Source organism: Devosia naphthalenivorans, assembly GCF_003056355.1.
Classification (GTDB): Bacteria; Pseudomonadota; Alphaproteobacteria; order Rhizobiales; family Devosiaceae; genus Devosia; species Devosia naphthalenivorans.
In genome coordinates, this window is record NZ_PYVW01000010.1 from 64,968 (window position 1) to 85,313 (window position 20,346).

Annotated in this window: 17 protein-coding genes and 1 pseudogene; 4 read left to right on the forward strand and 14 right to left on the reverse strand. The window is 54.2% G+C overall.

Features of this window, described 5'->3' with window-relative positions; genetic code table 11:
- Positions 1-28 precede the first annotated feature (28 nt).
- Positions 29-499: a PaaI family thioesterase gene (locus C8264_RS13330; protein WP_108461476.1), complete on the forward strand. Its 471-nt coding sequence runs from the start codon at positions 29-31 to the stop codon at positions 497-499.
- Between the two features lie 670 nt (positions 500-1,169).
- Here C8264_RS13330 and C8264_RS13335 read toward each other — a convergent pair.
- The 7 genes and pseudogenes from C8264_RS13335 to C8264_RS13365 all read right to left on the reverse strand — a co-directional run bounded on the left by C8264_RS13335 (position 1,170) and on the right by C8264_RS13365 (position 8,927).
- Positions 1,170-2,549: an IS4 family transposase gene (locus C8264_RS13335; protein ID WP_108461477.1), complete on the reverse strand. Its 1,380-nt coding sequence runs from the start codon at positions 2,547-2,549 to the stop codon at positions 1,170-1,172.
- 83 nt (positions 2,550-2,632) lie between these two features.
- Positions 2,633-3,046 (reverse strand): transposase, encoded by a 414-nt coding sequence (locus C8264_RS13340; RefSeq protein WP_205245680.1) that lies wholly within the window; start codon positions 3,044-3,046, stop codon positions 2,633-2,635.
- A gap of 240 nt (positions 3,047-3,286) precedes the next feature.
- Positions 3,287-4,045 carry a GntR family transcriptional regulator gene (locus C8264_RS13345; protein WP_162783636.1) on the reverse strand — a complete coding sequence of 253 codons (759 nt, stop codon included), beginning with the start codon at positions 4,043-4,045 and terminating at the stop codon, positions 3,287-3,289.
- 441 nt (positions 4,046-4,486) lie between these two features.
- A pseudogene (locus C8264_RS13350) lies at positions 4,487-5,970 on the reverse strand (NAD-dependent succinate-semialdehyde dehydrogenase).
- A 78-nt stretch (positions 5,971-6,048) separates the two neighbouring features.
- Entirely contained in the window at positions 6,049-6,825 is a 777-nt protein-coding gene (locus C8264_RS13355) for an enoyl-CoA hydratase/isomerase family protein (protein WP_108461479.1), read from the reverse strand.
- 29 nt (positions 6,826-6,854) lie between these two features.
- Positions 6,855-8,087: a CaiB/BaiF CoA transferase family protein gene (locus C8264_RS13360; RefSeq protein ID WP_108461552.1), complete on the reverse strand. Its 1,233-nt coding sequence runs from the start codon at positions 8,085-8,087 to the stop codon at positions 6,855-6,857.
- 51 nt (positions 8,088-8,138) lie between these two features.
- Positions 8,139-8,927 (reverse strand): enoyl-CoA hydratase/isomerase family protein, encoded by a 789-nt coding sequence (locus tag C8264_RS13365; RefSeq protein WP_162783637.1) that lies wholly within the window; start codon positions 8,925-8,927, stop codon positions 8,139-8,141.
- 891 nt (positions 8,928-9,818) lie between these two features.
- Between C8264_RS13365 and C8264_RS13370 the strand changes: the two genes are divergently transcribed.
- Positions 9,819-12,944 (forward strand): metallophosphoesterase, encoded by a 3,126-nt coding sequence (locus tag C8264_RS13370; protein WP_108461481.1) that lies wholly within the window; start codon positions 9,819-9,821, stop codon positions 12,942-12,944.
- An 836-nt stretch (positions 12,945-13,780) separates the two neighbouring features.
- Here the strand turns inward: C8264_RS13370 and C8264_RS22190 are convergent.
- The 7 genes from C8264_RS22190 to C8264_RS13410 all read right to left on the reverse strand — a co-directional run bounded on the left by C8264_RS22190 (position 13,781) and on the right by C8264_RS13410 (position 19,280).
- Positions 13,781-14,608, reverse strand: coding sequence for a hypothetical protein (locus C8264_RS22190; protein WP_162783638.1), 828 nt, complete (start codon positions 14,606-14,608; stop codon positions 13,781-13,783).
- A gap of 364 nt (positions 14,609-14,972) precedes the next feature.
- A complete protein-coding gene (locus C8264_RS13380) occupies positions 14,973-16,034 on the reverse strand; it encodes a tyrosine-type recombinase/integrase (RefSeq protein WP_108461483.1) in 1,062 nt (353 codons plus the stop codon).
- A gap of 6 nt (positions 16,035-16,040) precedes the next feature.
- The gene (locus tag C8264_RS13385) at positions 16,041-16,310 is read right to left on the reverse strand and encodes a hypothetical protein (protein ID WP_108461484.1); all 270 of its coding nucleotides are present in this window, start codon (positions 16,308-16,310) and stop codon (positions 16,041-16,043) included.
- Positions 16,311-16,397: 87 nt separating this feature from the next.
- Complete coding sequence (locus C8264_RS13390; protein ID WP_108461485.1) at positions 16,398-16,739, reverse strand: hypothetical protein; 342 nt, start codon at positions 16,737-16,739, stop codon at positions 16,398-16,400.
- 795 nt (positions 16,740-17,534) lie between these two features.
- Entirely contained in the window at positions 17,535-18,020 is a 486-nt protein-coding gene (locus C8264_RS13400; RefSeq protein ID WP_108461487.1) for a hypothetical protein, read from the reverse strand.
- Positions 18,020-18,397: a hypothetical protein gene (locus C8264_RS13405; protein ID WP_108461488.1), complete on the reverse strand. Its 378-nt coding sequence runs from the start codon at positions 18,395-18,397 to the stop codon at positions 18,020-18,022. Before C8264_RS13405 ends, C8264_RS13400 begins: the two co-directional genes overlap by 1 nt.
- A gap of 235 nt (positions 18,398-18,632) precedes the next feature.
- Positions 18,633-19,280 (reverse strand): NrtR DNA-binding winged helix domain-containing protein, encoded by a 648-nt coding sequence (locus C8264_RS13410; protein WP_162783639.1) that lies wholly within the window; start codon positions 19,278-19,280, stop codon positions 18,633-18,635.
- Between the two features lie 129 nt (positions 19,281-19,409).
- On the opposite strand from C8264_RS13410, the gene C8264_RS13415 reads away from it, so the two are divergent.
- Together C8264_RS13415 and C8264_RS13420 are read left to right on the forward strand one after the other, a co-directional pair.
- The gene (locus tag C8264_RS13415) at positions 19,410-19,742 is read left to right on the forward strand and encodes a hypothetical protein (protein ID WP_108461490.1); all 333 of its coding nucleotides are present in this window, start codon (positions 19,410-19,412) and stop codon (positions 19,740-19,742) included.
- A gap of 199 nt (positions 19,743-19,941) precedes the next feature.
- Positions 19,942-20,331: an ester cyclase gene (locus tag C8264_RS13420; RefSeq protein ID WP_108461491.1), complete on the forward strand. Its 390-nt coding sequence runs from the start codon at positions 19,942-19,944 to the stop codon at positions 20,329-20,331.
- The last annotated feature ends 15 nt before the right edge of the window (positions 20,332-20,346 follow it).

Below are 20,346 nucleotides of genomic sequence, written 5' to 3' on the forward strand. Positions count from 1 at the left end.
TAGTGACGCCTTGATTAGGAGGAGAGAAATGATCGATTCATCCGAGATTGAGCGTGCCGCTGCAAGTGAATTGGCGACAGCGGAATCGAATGAAATCTTGTCAGTGTTCAGGAAGTCTCTGGTAGGTGGCAGCGGTGGAGATGACGAAGAAATGTTCCTTGTTAAGGCACTCGGAATCAGTTTTTCCTATGATGACGCAACCTGTACCGCGGAAATGCAAGTACACCCATGGATGGGAAACTTGCACGGGTCTTTACACGGAGGCGTAATCGCGCTCGGACTTGATACTTGTATGGGACATTTACTGAAGATGAGGGTCGGCCCGTCGGCGACCGTGGAAACGAGCATTCGCTACTTACGTCCCGTAACTGAAGGGCGGGTGAAATTTGTTGCAGAGTTCCTAAAGCGAGGGAAGCGATTGCAGGTGTTGCAGTCGAAGATGCTGGCGGAGTCTGGGGAGATAGCAGCGTTCGCTACTGCAAGCTGGGTGCGGGTATAGCTGCATCGCACTATCGCGAGCGTTGCGGGGGATTAAGAAACGTGATTGGTACCGTGCCTCCGGCGGTTTGGCTGAGTCCGACGTCGCTTAGGGACGATCGGATGAAACGCAGCAGGTTCAACGAAGAGCAGAACATTGGGGTCTGGCGCGCACCCCATTTTGACCGGACAGGTGGCATAGCCGATAAGGCATAGGCATGCGCCTATGAGTACGACTATGTCCAAGAGTTCGTGATGAGCCGCTTCGGCGGGTCAAAGTCATTACCTCTGTGCAGCGCCGGCGGCGCTGGTCTGTCAGCGACAAGGTGCGTCTGGTTGAGGAAGCCATGCAGCCGGCATGAGCGTTTCCTACGTGGCACGCCGCGCTGGCATTTCCCCTTCACAGCTGGACGCCCGCAAAAACTGGTTGATGAGCCCGGCAGTGTCATGAGGGCGGGCTGAGTTCAGCGTTTAGGGTGGACTTGTTGCTGCGATTGACGGTGGCGGTGCCCCGGTAAGGGCGTTTCCCGTATTCCGGGCAGACTCATGCCGTTGCGGCGCGCTTTTCATGGAAGATCAGACGGTCGGTAAGCGCCAAGGAGATGCCGTCTGACCTGAAGGCGGCGACTGAGGTATTGGCACCGTAGTTTTGATGTAAGCGCCAAGGCTACCTTGCAGTTACCCATAAGTGCTCATGATAGGTCTTGTGCGATACGAGCTCCATCGACAAGGTCGGCGAGTCGGGAGAAGCCTCTCCACACTACTGTGGTTCCCGGCGGCGCGTCGGAGGCTCGGTCGAGATACCCTCCGAGCCTTGCTACGGCGGTGATGTAGAAGTCGAGGTTTCGGAGGCTGTCGCGCTTGCGCTCCGGCATCGAGCGCTCGAGTAGAAGGCATTCGATGTCTGTGAAGACAGCAGCAGGCGAGGAGTCTGGTGACCTGCGTCGAAGTATCGTGAGCCACGAGACGCGCCAGGCTACAACGCAACACAGCGCGATGCAGTTGGCCAGGCGATCTGCCGTGGTCAGGCGCAATTCCTCGATCCGACATCCGGACTTGAGAGTTTTGAAAAAGGTCTCGATGTTCCAGCGCAAGGCGTACCAGTCAAGCTTGTGCACGGCGTCGGCGTGGGTTTCGACAGGCAGGTTCGTGATCAGCTTCCAAAAGACCGGCGCCCGGTCCTGTGGCGGATTGGTTTCCTCGGCGTAGATGATCTGCAACTGCTGATGCCGGTATTGCTTCTGCTTCCCGATCGGCGGGCGCACGGTCATTGTCGCGTACCGGATTGAGAGCATGGCGTGCTGGCTTTTTCCCTGCCCATCACGGAACCGGACCTCGTGGGTGCCGCTGGACTGCACCGCCGCCATCACCTTGACGATGGTGGTTTCGCCGTCCTCTGCAAGGCGATCCACACAGCTCCGGACTAGGAAGCTGGTCCCAAGCTCCTCGGCCAGGCAGTAGAGTTCATAGATATCGCTTTCCCGGTCCCCGATATGCACGCAGCGCTCCGGCACACCCATCAGTTCGGTGGACAGGCGCAGGTTGTCGAGCCAGCGCATGCTCTCCTTGCTCTCGATCGGCACCCGGGTGGGATTGATCTTGCGCTTGAGAGCGGTTGTCCCCTTGAACTTGCTGCGCGACCAGAATTTGGCTGCTGTCAGGCCGAGTGGCAGCCCGTCCGGCGTGATTGCCAGGCTGGCATGCATCAGCAGACCGCACACCGCGCCCCTTTCGTTGGTCCCGAATTTTGTGAACCCTATCTTTTCCGGTGCGGAGCGCTTGAAGGTGAATTCCGTGGTGTCCTGCAAGATCAGGATGGGCCCATCGGCGGCTTGGATCCGCAAAGCCGTGGCCGCGAAATGGCCCTCAAGAATCCTGTCTTCGCTGACATTCTCATTGGAAAAGAAGCGGTAAGCGGCCTTGGTGTTCGACCAGTCCTGAAACGCCGTGGGCAGAGACTTCCCCGGCCGTTCACCCAAGGCTTCGAGCATCGCCCCCAAGCGACGGTTCAACCGTTCGTCCCCCCAGATCGCACCCTGCAACTTCCTCAGAAGCCCATCCTTCTCCAGCATTCTTCATGGCACCGTCCTCCGCGATTCGGTGCCAGACAAGGAATCACGGAGGATTCCTTCAGATCAAGAGCAGGTCTGTGCCATCAGAACTTGTGGGTAACTTCAAGCTCGGTTACGCGCTTACTGTGATGCCGATGGTGCGGATGAACAGCCCGAACCGGTTTTTTCTGATGGGCGAACACATGCTCGATCCTGGCCCGGATCGAGGACTTGGCCGCATTGGCCCGTGCAGTGGCGATCGGCATCGACTTGCCCTTTGGCTTGCGCCGGTGGATGCGGCTGGTCAGCATACGATCGGCGAGCCTGGCCTCGTTGCTCTGTGAGCGGTAGGCGCTGTCTGCCCAGACCTCGCTGCCGGTGTTCTCCCGGTCGATAACCTGGCGCAGCATCCGACCATCGGGATGGGATGCGGAGGTCACCGCCGCGGCCCGGATGAAGCCGTAGCGCCGGTCGATGCTGATATGACTTTTGTAGCCAAATACCGGAATGGCGATCATGGGCAGTGGCGTGCCGTCTGGCCGGTAGCGCTACGCGAGGGTTTGCGGGTGTCCAGCTTGGGAATCCCCCGCCAGTCGCGCTTGAGAAACGTTGGGTATAAACCCAACCGCCCCCTGGCCGGTAAAACGGGGTCCACTCCACCTTGAGCCTACGTGGCAGCAGAACACCGCTTACTTTCGCGGTGTCTGGCTAAGTTTTTTTTGCGAGTCTCCGGCTGCAAGCGGAACCTAAGACGCGCCTCACTTTATAAAAGAGTTCGTTGGATCCTTAGATGAAAGATACTGAATAAAAGTTTGATTGCTCTTAAATCGGAACGAATCGGACCTGTAGTATGCGCAGCTCTTGAGTAGGATGCGGCCATCTTCAGCATAGAAACATCTACAAACCTGACATACGGGCTCTGATGCCTCGCAGCGTAATAGTTGTGCTACGGAAAAATCGGCAGGGACAACCATAACAGTCGTTTCCACATTGGCGCGGCTCTCTAGAAGCGCCTTAGTTAGGAGCTTCTGGACCGGCAAGGTTTCTTCCAAGCCATGGACGTGTTCTTCATAAAGCTCGGTCGCTATGAACACCTCGTACAGAAACAATACCACTCCGTCAGAGGAGTGGAGCTTTTTCACAAATGTATATGGACCTGCCGAGGTGCGATTTTGCCGAAGATTGCGCGGGATGTCATGAAAGGAGCTGCGAGATATTACGGTTATTAAGTTCTTGTCGCTAAAGTCTGACGGGAATGAACCCGCATCAATAAAACCTGTATAGGTCGAAGCGTTGTTGACATCTGCAGTGACAAATGTCCCCCGGCCCCGGTCACTCTTCACTAAGTCAGCGTCGATCAACAAACTAATGGCCTGCCGGATTGTGACTCGCGAAACGCCATATTCATTTTGAAGTTGATCAATTGTAGGTATTTGATGCCCGATAGGCCATTCCCCTGACGCTATTTTGCTTCTAAATATGCGCGAGATGCGCGCATATTTAGCGGTACCATCCAAGGAATCCGAGCTATGATGCATTATTCGAGGCGAGCTCCGTTAAAGAGGATGAAAATGTTGTTAGCAGCTCTACGTTCATCCCCGTTTATCTGGCACTGATGTACAGCGAAATTTTGATAGGAATGAGAACTGACAATAGGCAGGTGAACGGCTTGAATCGCTTACCCTCACCAATATAACCTAAGGGATGATGCGGTGCCTGTCGAGCAGCACGGTGACCGTCGAATTGACGCAACAGGTGTCGACCGCAGTAGACTGGTACCGCAAGGTACATCGGTGTGGCCTGGCCCGCAGTCCGCTCGACCCGCGTGTCTTTCCCTAGACCTGTCGATCGCCCGGATCACCTAGCGGTGAGGTTTTGCCTCGACCACTGCCTGTGACCCGCGAAGGGCTTGACCGAACCGGTCTCTTTCCGGGAGCCCGCTCCAGAGGAGTTCTCGGCTATCTTATGCCTCCTAGGCAGAGATATTTTAACTCGAGGTAGTCGTCTACTCCATACTTCGATCCCTCTCGACCAATTCCGGACTGCTTGATGCCCCCAAATGGCGCCACCTCAGTGGAAATCTGCCCGGTGTTGATGCCGACCATACCAACTTGAAGTGCTTCTGCGACTCTGAACGCACGGGCAAGATTCGTTGAATAGAAATAACCAGCAAGCCCAAAATCGGTGTGATTGGCGAGCGCGATCACTTCTTCCTCAGTTTCGAACCTGAACAACGGCGCAAGCGGCCCGAAGGTCTCTTCGTGTGCCAGTTTCATCGTGTTGGCCGCATCCACAATGACGGTCGGCGCGAAGAAGAGTGGCCCCAGCGCACTTGTCGTGCCACCGAGCAGAACTCGCCCACCGTGTGCCACTGCGTCATCGATATGAATCTTAACCTTGTCGATGCTGCACTGGTCAATCAGCGGCCCCACCGTCACCTCTTGGTCAAAGCCGTTACCTACTTTGAGGGCTGAAACTCTAGCGACAAACTTTCCGACGAAGTCGTCGTAAACCGAAGCTTGAACGTAAATCCGGTTGGCGCAGACGCAGGTCTGTCCGGCATTTCGGTATTTAGCGGCAACTGCCCCGTCAACCGCAGCGTCTATATCGGCATCGTCAAAAACAACGAACGGAGCGTTACCGCCAAGCTCTAATCCAAGCTTTTTGATCTGATCCGCACTCTGCCGCATCAAAATGCGCCCCACCTCAGTGGAGCCAGTAAAAGTAATTTTGGCAACCTTCCTATTCTCACTCAACTCCTTACCGAAATCCGAGGAGTTCATTGTGGTGACAACAGAAAACAACCCATCAGGCACGCCGGCTCGCTCAGCCAGAACCGCAAGTGCAAGCATTGAAAGCGGTGTTTCCGCTGCTGGCTTAGCAACCATAGCGCAGCCGACAGCTAATGCTGGCGCCAACTTGCGCGCTATCATGGCATTCGGGAAATTCCAGGGAGTAATTGCCCCTACTACACCGACTGGCTGCCTAAGGACGATGATGCGAGTAGTGTCGACGTGCCCCGGAATAGTATCTCCATAAATGCGCTTTGCCTCCTCCGCAAACCACTCAAGATAGCTGCACCATAGAGCACCTCCTCGCGGGCCTCCGCCAGCGGCTTACCCTGCTCAGCGGTTAGTATGGATGCCAGATCTTCCACAGCACCAACCCACAACCGATACCAGTTCTTCAAAACGGCAGAGCGGTGCTTTCCTGTTTGCATGGCCCATGATTTTTGCGCGACTTCCGCAGCATCGATGGCCAAACGAAAATCACGGATGGTTAGGTCCGGCAGGCAGGCCAGCACCTCTCCGGTCGCAGGATTCGTAACTTCGAAGCACCTGCCACCGTCCTCTGCTTCGACCCATTGAGATCCGATCCTTGCGCGATCAGTCAGAAGTGCGGGGTCCGCCAATCGAGCGGCTAACCGAGAAGAAATCGTCACGTAAGGACAGCCTGCTTGCATAGTGAGATCAATTGAACAGTCATCTAACAATCCTTAGCACCATCATGCACAAGCCGCTCACTTCCCATTGAACTTCGGAGCACGCCTTTCAGCGAATGCCGCGCGGGCTTCCTTTACATCATCACTTATCTCTTGCGGCCAAACATAATCTACGTGCTCGCGTCTACTCAATTGAGCTTGTGTAGTTGCCGCCCTGTAATGACCACGTTTTACCGAGCGAATATATAGTGGCGGAACTTCCAGCAACAGTTCAGCCCATGTCAGCGCTTCATGCAACATTTCTGACTCTTGAACTACGGTGTTAGCTAGCCCCAGTTGAAAGGCACGAGATGAATCGATCAACCTTCCGCCCTTCCACCCCAGTAGTGCGAACTCCAAGCTCACTTTGAACGGTAGGTGGGGCGTGTACTCGATTGGCATGACCGGAATTCCAGCCTTACCCTCGGGATAGCCAAACAGGCAAGTATCTGCGGCAATGGTTATGTCAGCAGAACGCACACCAAGATTGTAGCCAGCGCCTAAGACGTAACCATGAACTGCACTTACAATCGGCTTAAACACCTGAACCCCGTTCTCCGGCAGGGCATGATGCGTTTGAAATGGTATTGCAGGGTCCACGGCCCCGGGCGAGATATCGCGTCCCGCGCAAAATGACGTTCCGGATCCACTGAGAACCCCAACGCGCACCTTCGGATCCGCCTCAAATCGCCTCCACGTTTCGCGCAAAGTGTCAGCCATTGTGCCGTTGATCGCGTTTAGTTTCTCGGGCCTATTTAGCCGGATATAGGCTACCCCGTCCTGAACATCATATAGAACCACATCGTCAGAGGTCATAGTGCAACACCATGTTATTAAAGACTAGACTAACGAATAGCGCCGCGTGACCTCATTTCCCGTAATAGTTCATTGTCGACCCCCAACTCCTGATTAAGTACGGCATCTGTGGACTTACCCAGCGGTTCTCCTGTCCACTTGATTCTACCTGGAGTAGCAGAGAAATTGAACATAACATTGGGCATAAGGAGGTCTCCCAAGTCATCATCTCGTACTCTGGTGAGCATGTTCGTTTCGCGAACATGTAGATCCTCTACCATCTCGCCGATGCTGTATACGGGCGCGAATGTTACATTTTCTTTCGCAGCTGCCAGCATCACCTCATCTCGAGTTCGGTCTCTGATCCATTCCGCCACGGCTCCGTCCACAACGTCGACGTGCTCCGCCCGCCCGCGGCCGGTGGCAAACCAAGGCTCGTTCGTGAGCTCCTCTGCGCCGACCAGCCGCATTATCCGCTCGGCAAGAGGCGTGGTAGCAGCAGCAACGCTAATCCACTTCTCATCTAGCGTTTTATAGATGTTTCGGGGGGCGTTCGAGGTCGACCGGTTACCACCTCTAGCCTCATCTATGCCGAGCTGGTCGTACTGCATTATCCCGTGAGACATCATCGTCATCATAGGAGAAAGCAACGATGCGTCGATAACTTGTCCCCCGCCCCCACGTACGTCACGGTGGTAAAGAGCAAACATAATGGCTCCCACCAAACTTACCGCGCCGAGGTAGTCGCCAAGCGCATATATAGACATTGTTGGTGGACCGTTCGGATCGCCAGTCAAATGCGGAAGTCCCGCCATCGCCTCGAGGTTTGAACCAAACGCGGGTCGACCTGAATACGGGCCTTCTTGGCCGTACCCGGTGATGCGAGCGAGTATTATACCCGGGTTAACATCAGAGAGTCGATTATAGCCCAAGTTCCATTTTTCAAGGGTGCCGGGTCGAAAGCCTTCAACGATTACGTCTGCCGTCGCAACGAGTTTAAGAAATGTCTCGGCTACCTCTGGGTCACCCAAATACATTCCTACGCTTCTCTTGTTTCTGCCGAGCATCTTCCACCAAAGTGGCTTACCATCCTTTGATCGACCTTGAGAGCGGGATCCATCGCCGTCCGCAGGATGCTCAATCTTTATGATTTCGGCGCCGAAGTCCCCAAGTACTTGGCAGGTCGTCGGGCCGGCAATGACATTGCAAAGTTCAAGCACTCGAATACCTGCAAGCGGCCCGGCAGAAGGAGCGTGTTCGGTCGCGGTATTTTCTTCAATCATATCGTGTTCCGCTTCTAGTCTAAATACGGCGGGCGCCACCGGCGCCATGCATTATTTCCCGAGTAATATTGGAGAGCGTTTCTCTCTCCACGCGCGGTGAGTCTCTTTCGTGTCTTCACTTCTTTCCAGGACGGAGGCGCGGTAGACATCGCCAAGAGCAGCGTTCGCAAGCGTACCGGCATCCAATCCTCGATTTAGAGATTCTTTGACTAGGCGAACTGCAAGCGGGGGCAGCTGAGCGACTTTTTCCGCAACCTCGATTGCACGATCCATAAGGCTGTCATGAGCGACCAACCACTGTGCAAGACCTATCCGGAATGCTTCCTCAGCTTCGAGCGAGAAACCTAGGGCGGCACGCATAGCATTGCCTTTTCCTACGATACGCGCCAAACGCAAAGACCCGCCAAATGCGGGTAAAATGCCTAGCGATACTTGCGGCAGTCGCCATTCAGCTTGCTGCGAGGCGACTACGAGATCACAACTAAAGGAAAGTATACATGCATTGCCAACGGCGTATCCGTTGACGGCTGCGATCACAGGCTTAGGAAACTGTTCAGGGGAGGCTGTAACGGCAGAGCGAGGGGCATCCAGTGTGTTTATGAAATCTGCGGGAGTGCGCTCCGTGTGTGTCGAGGGGTTCTTCATGTCAGCGCCAGCTGAAAACGCACGGCCCTGTTCATCCCCGGTAATGACCACACAGCGCACCTCGGGGTCCTTTGACCATTCATTAAATATCTTGGGAAGCTCTTCAGTATAGTCTTGACCCCAGGCGTTCCGGGACTCCGGACGACTCAGCGTTATGATCCCGACGTTTCTTTGTTTTTCGAACAGAACCGGCATGTGACAATCTCCAACTGTAAGTCCTAATAGCCGGACTATCATCACTTTGCAAGGGCCGAAAGGTTATTCTGACGGCAGTCGACACTTTACCCCGAGTGGAACGGCAATGACCGACCGAGGGCGAATAGCAGATTTTTGGGATCAGCATATCGCCGGCTGGCAGGCGAGGACACCTATCACCGGGCCCCTCAGGGACTGGTCCGACGCTTACAGCCATGGGAAAGGTATGGTCGGACTCCAGCACTAACCGGATCCGTTCGTCAGGTGACTTCGCGGCGACACCCACAACCCGCGAATAGTCTTGTTTGCCTTCCATCCCAGCGTTGGCTTCGATCAGCTTCAGTGGGCACGGGCCTTGGGCCCAACGTGTTGGCGAGCTCGGGTATAGCCCTGGGAGCGACAAACGAAGTTTTCGCCGAAGTAAAGGCAAGCTGTAATCCGGATGTCACAACGCGTTTCGTCGACAGAAAACGTACCACTAGTTTTCATCAATGGCTGGAAAGCAAGCCTCAGCAGGGCTCTTGAGCGGTAGAGCATAAGCTAGTGCAGCTTATTGCCTCATGTCTAAGCGGGAGCGTCAGCGGTCGAGTCCGGTCTTGGCGGCAATCTGATCGAGAGCAGCCACTCGGCTCCCTTCCTTTCGATTTGGAGGTGGTTGCGGGACTGCGTTCGTCAAAACTGAATTCGTAAGATCATATCACTTTGTGGCTCTGAATGATTACTAATTGATTCCGAATATTCATCACGCTAGCGCCTGATCGCTGAACCAACCTTAGGATGATATACTACTATGGCCGTACTGTATTGACTTCTGAACATTGCTTGCACAAAAAGCTTCTGGCGAAGTTTAGATCGGCCGCTCCCACCGATCGATATTTATGGTAACGACATATGCTCAGTGTTTTCCACATCAGCGATCTGCACTTTACCGGCCAGCCCTCTGGCCAGCTTCGGGATGCGGCGCTGGCATCCGTCCGCTCTACATTGGAATTGGCGTCTACCCTGCGCCTTAATGGGACGCTCGGGTCGGAAACCTGCCTTTTTATCACTGGAGACATCGTACAGAGTGGAGAAATTCCCGCAGATGGCAGCCCTTCTGACTTCGAAGCCGTACAAGTCGCTCTCCTCGATCCTCTTCTCAAAATACTAAGCATCGGGCCTGACAGGGTGTTTCTTGTGCCAGGTAATCACGACTTAGACCGAGGTGCAGTCCCAGAAAGCGACTGGCTAGTCGAAGGGCATTACGTCACTAGCAAAGTATGCGAAGCCGATGTAAATAGTGATCTTAGTATCAAGGTCTCTGCCTTTCTCGATTTTGTCAGCCAACATGGGTATCGGTCAGTAACAAAGGAGCATCCTAGGATTGCAACCTTTGATGTTGGTGAGCAGCAGGTCGTCTGCTTCAATGGGTTAGCAGGCGCATACAGCCGAAACGGATCTGGAGATAAGGGCGAGCTATTCGTGCTCGACTCAGAATTGGCCAACGACTTGGCCTCTATACGCAAGAATGCAGCTGTCCTAACCCACCACCCTTTGTCTTGGTACGCCGACTCTTGCGGCTCCCACCTCAAGGATCTCTTTTCCAACCGCCAGTGCCGCGTTTTCACAGGTCATATCCATGATCGTGGGCTAGATTGGACTGAGACATCAAAAGGAGCTTTTGTAACAGTACAGGCAGGCGCTTCAGCGGAAATCGGTACGCCTCAACAGGTAGCTGTTGCTTGGTTGCCAGCCTCAAACAGTGCCGCGGTTCGACATTTCGCCCTAGACAATAGTTCGGGCGGTTTCACACTAACAGCCGCCCTCGACACCAAGGTAGCACCCGCTAAGGCACAAGAGTTTTTCGAACGCACACATGCTTTCTTTGATCCGCGTATCATCGAATTGGCTGCGGACAGAGCACTAGTTCAAGCCGAACTAGAGTTGTGTGCGGCGTCAGGACGAACGGCAGATAAGTTCGTGCCCCCTGACCTCTCTTCTTTCCCGGAAGATCAGTTTAGTGGGCGTCGCTCGTCATTGGCAGCGCTGGAAGCGGATACAAATAATCGCGTAATAAGCGGTGATGAGCTGAGCGGTAAGAGCTCGCTCGTACATTATCTATGCGCTTTGCGTAATCGTGAGGGTTATGCAGACGGTAGGAAGATCGCTCTGATAGTCGACTACCGAACTGTAGAAGCCAGTCACGACATAAGTGAAACAATCCTTCGGCGCTTGGGCGCTCTCGGTCTGCCACGTAGCCAAGCCGAGTACGTGCTTAGCATTGGAAAGTTGGAGGTGTTTTTCGACAACTTCAACCCAAATGCATCAGCCGCTATGACGGCATTTCAGCGCTTCTTTGAGGTCAATAAATTACTGCGGTGGACTGTCGCTACTCGCGGTGATGAAAGGTTCATGCCATCGCGAGCGCCAGCCGCGTTCAGCAAAGACGGTATCACATATTACCAGCTAAGTGAAACGACCCTTCCGACAGTTGTCCGAATGATTGAACTTCACGACAGCGGCAGTGCCGTGGAGCGTCCTAGGGACGTAGTAGAGCAAGTTTTCCGCTCAATAAACAACTTGCGGGCGCCTCGCACTATTTTCTATGTCAATAGCATGGTCGACGTCTTTCTTTCGGACGCATCGGTTGAACCTTTGAATCGCTATCTCCTTATCGAAAATCTTCTTTCTGACCGGATTCGCGGCGCCCACAAGGCTGCACTACCAAATCAACCCGTTGACATGGAAATGCTGGAGACGTTCATCGGACAAATAGCGTTCCGTCTTATGGAGCGTTCTGAGCCATATCTCTCCAAAGCTGATTTCTACAAACTGGTTGAGGAATTCGTCGAGCGAAAGGGTATTCAGAGAAAGCGCTTTGACCCAGACATCGTGCTGGCCATTCTCACAAAGAGCTTCGTCCTTCGCGATTATGAGTTCGGTTACGGATTTATGATGCTTAGCGTGGAAGACTATTTCCTAGCAAAGCACATGGGAAAAGATGCCGCCTTTAGGACATACATAATGTCGACTGAGGGCTTGCTTACATATCCTTCAGTTGCAGAATTCTACGTTGCGCAAAACCCAAGTGATAGGCCGCGCATAGACGAGATACTCACGCTAATAGACGGCTTTGTTGCCGAAGTAGCGCCAATAGTCGATGAACTGCGAGATAGCTCCGTCGCCTCAATACAGCATGCTCACCCTGGAAGCTCTATGGAAGTACAGGACGGACTTCTTGAGCGACTTGGCGAGATCGAAATTGCTGATGAGCCGACGTCCCTGCACTTTGAGGACACCAGGCCGGTTGGCCATACGAAGCGAGTAAGATTCGCTTCGGAAGAACGGGGTGCGGTTTTCCTTCAGCTAGGCGCTTCTATAGTCGGCGTTACTCGAACGCTTGATCAGTCGGATCGTATTGAGATTTTCAAACGGCTTCGACCAGTGCTTCTCACAAGCCTCTATAGCTTGCCGATGATTGCGCAGCATCTAGCCGATGGCGGTGAAATCACATTTCGCGGCAATACACTAAAGGCCGACTACGTCGGGGAACTAGCGGTTGCAGAAAACCGATTCTATCTGATCTTGCGGAGCATGCTTTACAATCTGTACCGGAATTTTGCTACTTGGTCGGGCAGTCCCACCTTTTTCAACGCTGCAGTGCAGCTCCGCAAGGAAGAGGAAAGTGAACTGGTTCGCTCTGCTCTCTTCTCACAAAATGTGGAAGCTGACTTATCTGAAGCGCTTGATTTCATCCCTGAAATTACGACCGAAGTAGACAGTTTCATTTTAAAAGAGGTGCTGGTGAGATTGTACCTCGACTCCATGACGTTGGTGCCTTTGGAGCGAGGGGACCAAGCGAGGGCGGTCGACCGCCTTGTTGATATCACCGCTGAACTTAAGCCGCCCAAGGTCAAGGACGAAAGGGCCATAAACTCTCACAAAACCCGTCTGAGGCAAGGATTTAACGACAAGATAGGCTACAACGCATACGTCGGTAGGTTAGTCCGGACGCCTAAAGGTCACCGCGCAAAGTAGTACCGATTACGCTATGAGCCAGTAGGTGTCATCTGGTTCTCCAATTTCAAAGGGTGTGAAAATAGCCAACGGCAGCGGCTACCGAGAAAAGACCCGGACACCAAGTGCCCGGGCAAGTTGCAACATAGAAAGAGCGGTCTTTCCCGCCGTCAGCCATAACCCCGGCGAGGGATATCAATTTACAATAAAGTCGGGGCCAGTTCTCGCTGGCGCTCTACTGCGGCGCGCTCCGACGGTCCGTACCGAAGACGGTTCATAAGCTCATCCACCAGGACTGTAGGCTCAGCATATGTCAGCTTCGTCGACCTGTTCCATGACGTGCAAGCGGCCGGTGCCAAAGCTATCACCTGAGCTTCAAGCCGCTCTATTTCTGCCTTGGTGCCTTGAATTGGTACGTAAACCGCCCGGCAATACTCCGCTATAAATGCTGAACGTAAGTCCTTAGCGATCTTTGCGTCTGCATGACCCTGCTGGCTCAAACGGCACCGCCACATACGGCCCGCATTATAGACTTTCGAAAGGTAGTGGCTGTGAGTTTCCGAGCCAGTGCGATGCCGCTGATGAATGCGCTTCCGGAAGCTCTCAGCGTCAGCAGACGTGGAGCCGATGTAGCGGATTTGGCCCGCGTGGTCGATAAGGCCATATATCCCCCGCTGGTCTGCAGGAAGGTCGGCAGTTTTAACTGGCTCCATCGAAAGCAGGCGATCTAGTATTTCGCTGGCATGCATTTGCTCAGTCCTTTTGTTAGGTCGTGAAGTTCCATCCACCTTCCGGGTGGGAAGGCGATGCGCTGGTCTGTTAGGCTCGGTAGGTAAAAGAGGCTGAGGACAGGCGATCTATTTCAAGGAGCGAAGATCGCTCTCTTCCATGGCTACCCAACTGGTAGCTCTGACTATTCCCCAATTTCCACTTTCATTAGGTCGCCTCCAACGAGGCTCGCTCATTTGGGAAAGAGCTTGTAGCGCCTCATCAAAGTCTCCAAGCGTCATCTCGGAGCCCTTCGGTCCAATTGTGAAACCGTTCCGTCTTCTGAGACCTGGGTGAAATACGCTTCCGTCAGATGCACACGGTACGTGAACCTGCTTGGGCGATTGTTGAGGGATTCGATCTTCTTCGTGCCAAATTGACGGCCAGTATCCCGGTCGATTTGCGAGCCACTGTTCAGCATCCGCTGAGGGAACCTTCCCATTTACTGACTTTAGCTGCGCATCTCGACCAGCCATCAGGTTGCGAACTCTGCCAGAAGACAGGTTACCAAGAAGACTCAGGGCAGTCGGATCGATATACTCTGAGCCATTGTCCAAGCCCCAACGGCCGGCTGCCATCGCTATTATTTCCATAGCGACCCCGTCGCCGGATGCGCGTGGTGCGGCATCAACAATCAACTGAGCATTGCTGATGTTCTCAGAGATCCAATCACGGCGAGCTGCCATAGGGATGGGCTGCAACATAGCTCCATAGCGACCATAGAACGCCACGTTGCGAAACAGATCATTGGCTTCCCATGCTTCAACATGATCGTTCACCGCTGGTAATGGGTCACCTGCAGCAAGAGCGAGAAACGTGTTTTGGGCATCGACGCACTCGCGAAGCCAAGCTGTGACATCCCAGTGCCTCGCTTCCACATGATTCCACTCGTTTAGGCGCAGCTCGTAGGGGGTCATTGATGTCGGCCTCTGTTCGTGATTTCACAGATGCCACGCCGGGCCCTCATTCGTCAAGGGTCGTTGTGAAAGACATTTCGTCACGGAAAGAGGCTGGAATTCAAGGGCGTTTGTTTTGGGAACTGCGCGCGTTCCGGCACACTTCGGAGCATCTCTTTCCACTATCCGGCCCCGGTAGTGCACGACAAGGCCGATCTAGCCTGGCCTGCCGTTCGGGCAAAAGCCGGGCTTAGGTTTGCATTGCCGACTTTAGCAGGAACTGAGGTGCAATGATCCTTTAAGGATGGAGGGTGTCTGCGATGAACTTATCAGCTCTAACAATGGAGACGTAGCTGACACAAATGCCCCAGGATCGTTACTGGGCTTATTTTTGCCATTGATCGACAACATCTCGTGCCTTGCTTGTGACAGACCGCTGTTCCAGGTGGGCATAGCGCATCGTGGTCCTTATATCAGAGTGACCAAGGATCGAGCGCACTTCATAGACGCTCATGCCGTGCTGGATTAGTCTGGAAGCATGAGTGTGCCGCAACGTGTGGATTGTGCAGTCATGTAAACCGGCACGATCGAACGCTTTGCGCAATGCGATGACGCTGTACCCACGGGCTTGGCCGTTCTTGTTTGTAAACACATAAGGGGTGGTGGACGCGCGCTTCCGTCGCTGTAGCAATTCGGCTGCTCGCTTGCTTAGAAATAGCACGCTCTCGTTTTGAACTTTGCTGCGCCAAAGCTTGATGCTGCCATCTTCCAGATCGATATGGTCCCACAACAGGCCCGCGACCTCCGAGTACCGAGCCCCGGTATCTAGCAACAGAACAACGAGGTCATGATTATCTTGTAGAGCCTGACTCAGCGCCTCGCTTCGTTCTTCGCAGGCAGCCAACCCGTTCGAACTGCGACCGGGCTCCAGCTCGCTGAGCAACCTGCGCTCCTCATCAAAGCTCAGATACCGAAGCCTACCGGGACTTAGCCTGAGACTGGGCGGTTGAAGATCGGGCACTTCATAGCCTAGCCGTTTGGCATGTCGGAAAGCAGCAAGAAGCAAGTTTAGTCCATGCTTAATCGTCTGCGTTGTGACGCCGTCATCAAGACGGGCCAACTTGAAGTTCTCCAGGTCGGAATTCGTGACCCTAATAGCCAATGTGGTCGACTTGAAGAACCTAAGCAAGGTTCTGCGTTTGCTGATCAAATTCCGGTAATTTGGAGTGTCCTGGCGAGATTTCAGATACGCATCAAGTGCGGCTGCAACGGTAATCGACTTCTTCGTTCCGAGAACCAGCTCCTGATGCGCCTCAGAACGGAATTTAGCCTCCATCCGTTCGGCGACCTTTCTGTCGGTCGTCTTGGTCGAGCGGATGAAGGTTTTCTGATCGATCTGGAATTGAACGTACCAGTACGGGGAATTGGACCGCTTCACGATCGTCATGGCAGGTTACTTGGTATCGTTGGCCTCTATTCGCCTGTGCTTGCGACGACAGTTGTACCAGTAAGTCACGGCACCTTTCGGAGTGAGCGATGCGCCCTCGATGAAGGCAGAAACCACTGTCTCCTGTGACTCGCCAACCAAGCTGACGTAAATTGACATCGCCGCGTCGATCTTGGGTTTGCCTGCGGCAATGACCGCTTTCCCCTCGGTGATTGCACGGTCAATGACCTCAGCGGCGACAGTAGGGGTTTCTGAACTGTGGTTCTTTTTGGTCACGAGGGCTGCTCCAGTTGATAGCACCCCTTCCTCTCGGCCCCCGTTCACAGACAACTGCCTCACGCGAATAGTGGCTGACGCCGCAACTCAGGGCAGGTCCACTCGGAGAAATTCATTCGGGTTGTTTGTGTCTGGCCAAGCGAGTCCAATAGCCTCCTTGTCGGCTCTGAACTTGACGACTGCCATGACTTCACCACCGTTGTCTTCTTGGGGACGAAAGTTGATTTCGATTATCTCGCCTCCATATGAAGAACGATCTGCTTTCGCCGCATGAAGACAGAAAAGCCCGCCAATCAGCTTTGATGTATCCTCGGGTTTCAGTCTCCAAGCGCGAGATTCGAACACCAAAGCTCTGGGGTCAATAGTATCGAGCCCCTTGTATTTGGTGCCAGGTTCTTTGCGGCATATCACATGGACTTTAGACTTCATTTCAGCTCCGAACTTGTATTTGGCTGCGATAAGACGATGAAATTCGACAGGTCGACAAGGTGTGCCGCTACGCGGCTCCCGCGTAACGATGCATGCGTCCACTCTCATCCAGATGGATGCTTGCTCGGCGGCCGCGGCGGCCAACAACCATAAAAAGCAGGCGATCGTGGTGAGCCTCGATAAATCGTAGCGCTATTCCATCACCATCGAAGTGAGTGACATCCCGGCCACCAGTTTCTCGTATTCCGTGCTCAGCCAGGAACCGCTCGTTGTGCTCGGCAACGGTGAGTGCCGCTTCCTGTAAGTCTCGATCTCGCAGACCTACGAATATGCCTGCGATAGCAAAAACAGCGTACAATATTCCTGCCAGGGTGGATAAAGCGGCTAAGTCAGAGCTTGTGCTGAACTGGTCAACGCCCCGACCACTTCTGAGCGCAGCCGCCATCACGCCACAGGTAAGCAACCCAGGAGGTAGCAAGAGAATTCCGAGTGCGTAATCGGCCCATCCCCGCCCTCGAGTTAATAGCCGTCCCGAAAGAAAGGGCAAGATCGCCCAAAGGAAGACAGCCGCCAACAGCAGGACCAGAGCAGCCACCCGCTTGGTCACGCGGTACAGGTCGCGTCCAAGAGCTAGACCAAAACCTGCAATCGCTGCCCGCGCTACTCGGTTCTGCGAATGTTTCCAGGCTGTCTCAACTTGATAGCGCCTGGGTAGGGCAGCTGCCCGAATTTGTTGAGGTGCCAATGTCACCCTGTCGTGGGAAGGAACTCGGACGGCCGGTACCGTAGCCATAGTCACCCCCTGATCGTGATCTCTATGGCTTGCGGCGACACGCCGTAATGCGCAGCTAACAGCTCCTTAGCCCGAGCTATGGTTAGGCCACCTTCCGCCTGAGCGGGTGAAAGCAATGAGACTGGCACCGATGCGTGATCCAAAGGCACGAACTTCAAACCCTGGAAGATACCATCATCCACCTCCATATAGTTTACTGGATTCTGGTGCGTCTTCGGCCACTCTTCGGAAGAGGCGGGTTCAGCTACTTCATCGAACATCACCGCATAACGGCCTTCCGGTTGGGGCATCAAACTTGAAATTCGACCCACCAAGAATGCGGCACCGTGAGCGGTGGACTTTCTACCGATCCGGCCCCGCGCGTTGTGGTACAGGAGCGCGTAGGAGCACAGGTTTGCCTTGGTCGTGTTGAGCTTCCAAGCGAAGCTTCCTCCCTTTGCCGCAATCTCTTCAGCGGTTTCCGAGGTAAATAGCCTGATGACGAGCATCAGTTCAGCGTTCCAACGGGACGGAAGTTTAGCCTGGATGGATCAATGCCAAGATCCTCCATGGAGGTGTAGGTGAAAGGCGCTTGGTGTCCAGGCCATAGATCGGGAACAGAAATACGCGCTATCTCTGAAAACCGCAGGACCCAACGACCTTCTACTTCCCTGGACGGTACAACACCCGCGAGCGCGCCCACCAGGAACCCTGAGCCGTGCTCAATATCGGCCGACCCATATTCGCCGTTCGCGTTGTAGCACAGCACCGCATAAGTGCGAGCGCGGGCATTGTCTGGCGCCAGGCGCCACGCTCGAGACTCTCCTTCCAATCGGATTTGATCGGGGGAATATCCAGTAAGTATCAGTATTGCATCGTCGGCCATTTGGTCTCCCCCTAGGGTTCCAACAGAGTGAATGATTATTGGAGAGTTGTCAATGACATTTCATAGACTTTGCGGAGACTTTCAGCGGTCGTTCGATGCGCAGTGACCTGGGTATCCCCGGCTGCAGATAAGATCGCCCTTCCAGCAGGGTTGGCTTCAATAGATGGGAGTGCTGAAATCGAAGTCTGCGGCCAGAATGGCAGCTGTAGACTGTACTGCCGCCGGTCATGTAGCCTCAGTCTAGGTCAACAATCTCTCTGTTTGTACCGTTGTTGCCTCGTAGGGCACGTAGCGTGTGACCATAGGGGTGGTCTGAGTAATCAGCGGACAGGCGGTAGCGCATGGCCGGTCGGTGGGCACCCATCAACTTCTCCCCCGTGTACTCAAGCCAGCCGGATTCTTGCGACTGCCGCCTGAAGTGGCGCTTATCTGGCTCCTCCCCTGTGACCGCCTGAACGGCCTCCTGAAACTGGGTCAATGTGAAACCTTCTTCCAGCATCGCAGGAATGAGTGGGCGCACGGACTGCAAGGTCAGCAGCCCCTGCTTAGCAAAATACACGACCCTTCGCTGTCGCTTTGATAGTCCCGACTCGTGATTTGGCTGCACAATGTGCAGTTTCAAGTCCAAATCAGAGGGGGCGACACAAACATAGTAAGAGACCGCCATTCCGGTAGGCTCCGGCGGCTCAAAAACTGAATTGGTCGCGAAAACTGGGTTCAGGACCCGGCTGCGGGATACTGAATCTGCCAGGCCAATAGCCGCCTCGTCCAGTTTGCATCGACCATCCCAACCAGTTGAAGGAAGCGAAAAGCCGCCCCCGTCGCTGCGGGCGGCCACGACCAGTTGGTTGTCCAGCAACGTAAAGACGACCAGTTCGACCACGACGCATACCATTCTAGCCTCATTTATCTACTTAGTGCACTTGACGCCCGTAAGTCGGAGTGACATATGGTTCGTGCAGTTAATGCACTAACTAACCTCGAAAAGCCAAATTCAGTTTTGTGAGGCGTCATGCGTCAGACTATCGACTTCAAGGATTGGCTGTCAGGCCCATCCCGTCCGCGTACTTCATACGACCTCTACTCGCTCTGGCGGGCCAGCTGTGGGCGCTCCGAGGGGCAGTATCAGGCCGAAGTACGTCCTGATAGTCGTATCCGGATTTTGGGACCGTCCCAGGAGGCGCTCTTGTTGGTGTCGCCGCGGTCAATCAACGCTTTCAAGATGGCCCTCGAAGGGCAGAGCGTCACGCCGATTGGCAGTGACGTTTGGGCAGCGATTGAGGAGTCAAAACCTGCTCGGATCGACATGAAAATAACACCCGGCGGCCAGAAGCGCTTTCGCTAATCGCCGCGCCAACCAAGGCAGCCACAAGCCTAACCACCGTTAGCTGTCAGTCGCAGCCTCGCATGGCGCGCGACCGCCGGGGCACGTCTCGGTGGAGCCGTCCCTAGATCACGAGCACCTGGCGACAGATCAAAATTATCGTCGATCTCGTAAGTAAAATCAAACCACTAAGGTGCTGGAACACCTAAAGGAAAAAAGAATGTTGAAGCCCGTAGATCAGTTCTTTCTCGCACTTAACAGCGGCGACAAGCAAATTATTGGGAATCTGGTGACCGGCGGGGCGATCTTTTCGCTGCCGTACGGGTCAGAAGATCCATTGAAGGGCGTAAATCAGTTCATTGACGAGCTCTTTGTCTTTGAGGACGCATTCCCAGACGCAAAATACAAACTCCGGACGTGCGTTGCAAACGACGACATGCATATCGCCGCGTTCACAATCACCGGACATCACCGGAATAACTTTATGGGTGAGCCGGCAACAGGAAAGAAGCACCGCTTCTACGGTGCTGCGGTTTTCAAGCTCGAGGGCGACAAGTATTCCGAGGTAACCATGCAGTTTGGCATTTCCGAGCTTCTTGGCTGTGACTGAAGCCTTGAGACGTTG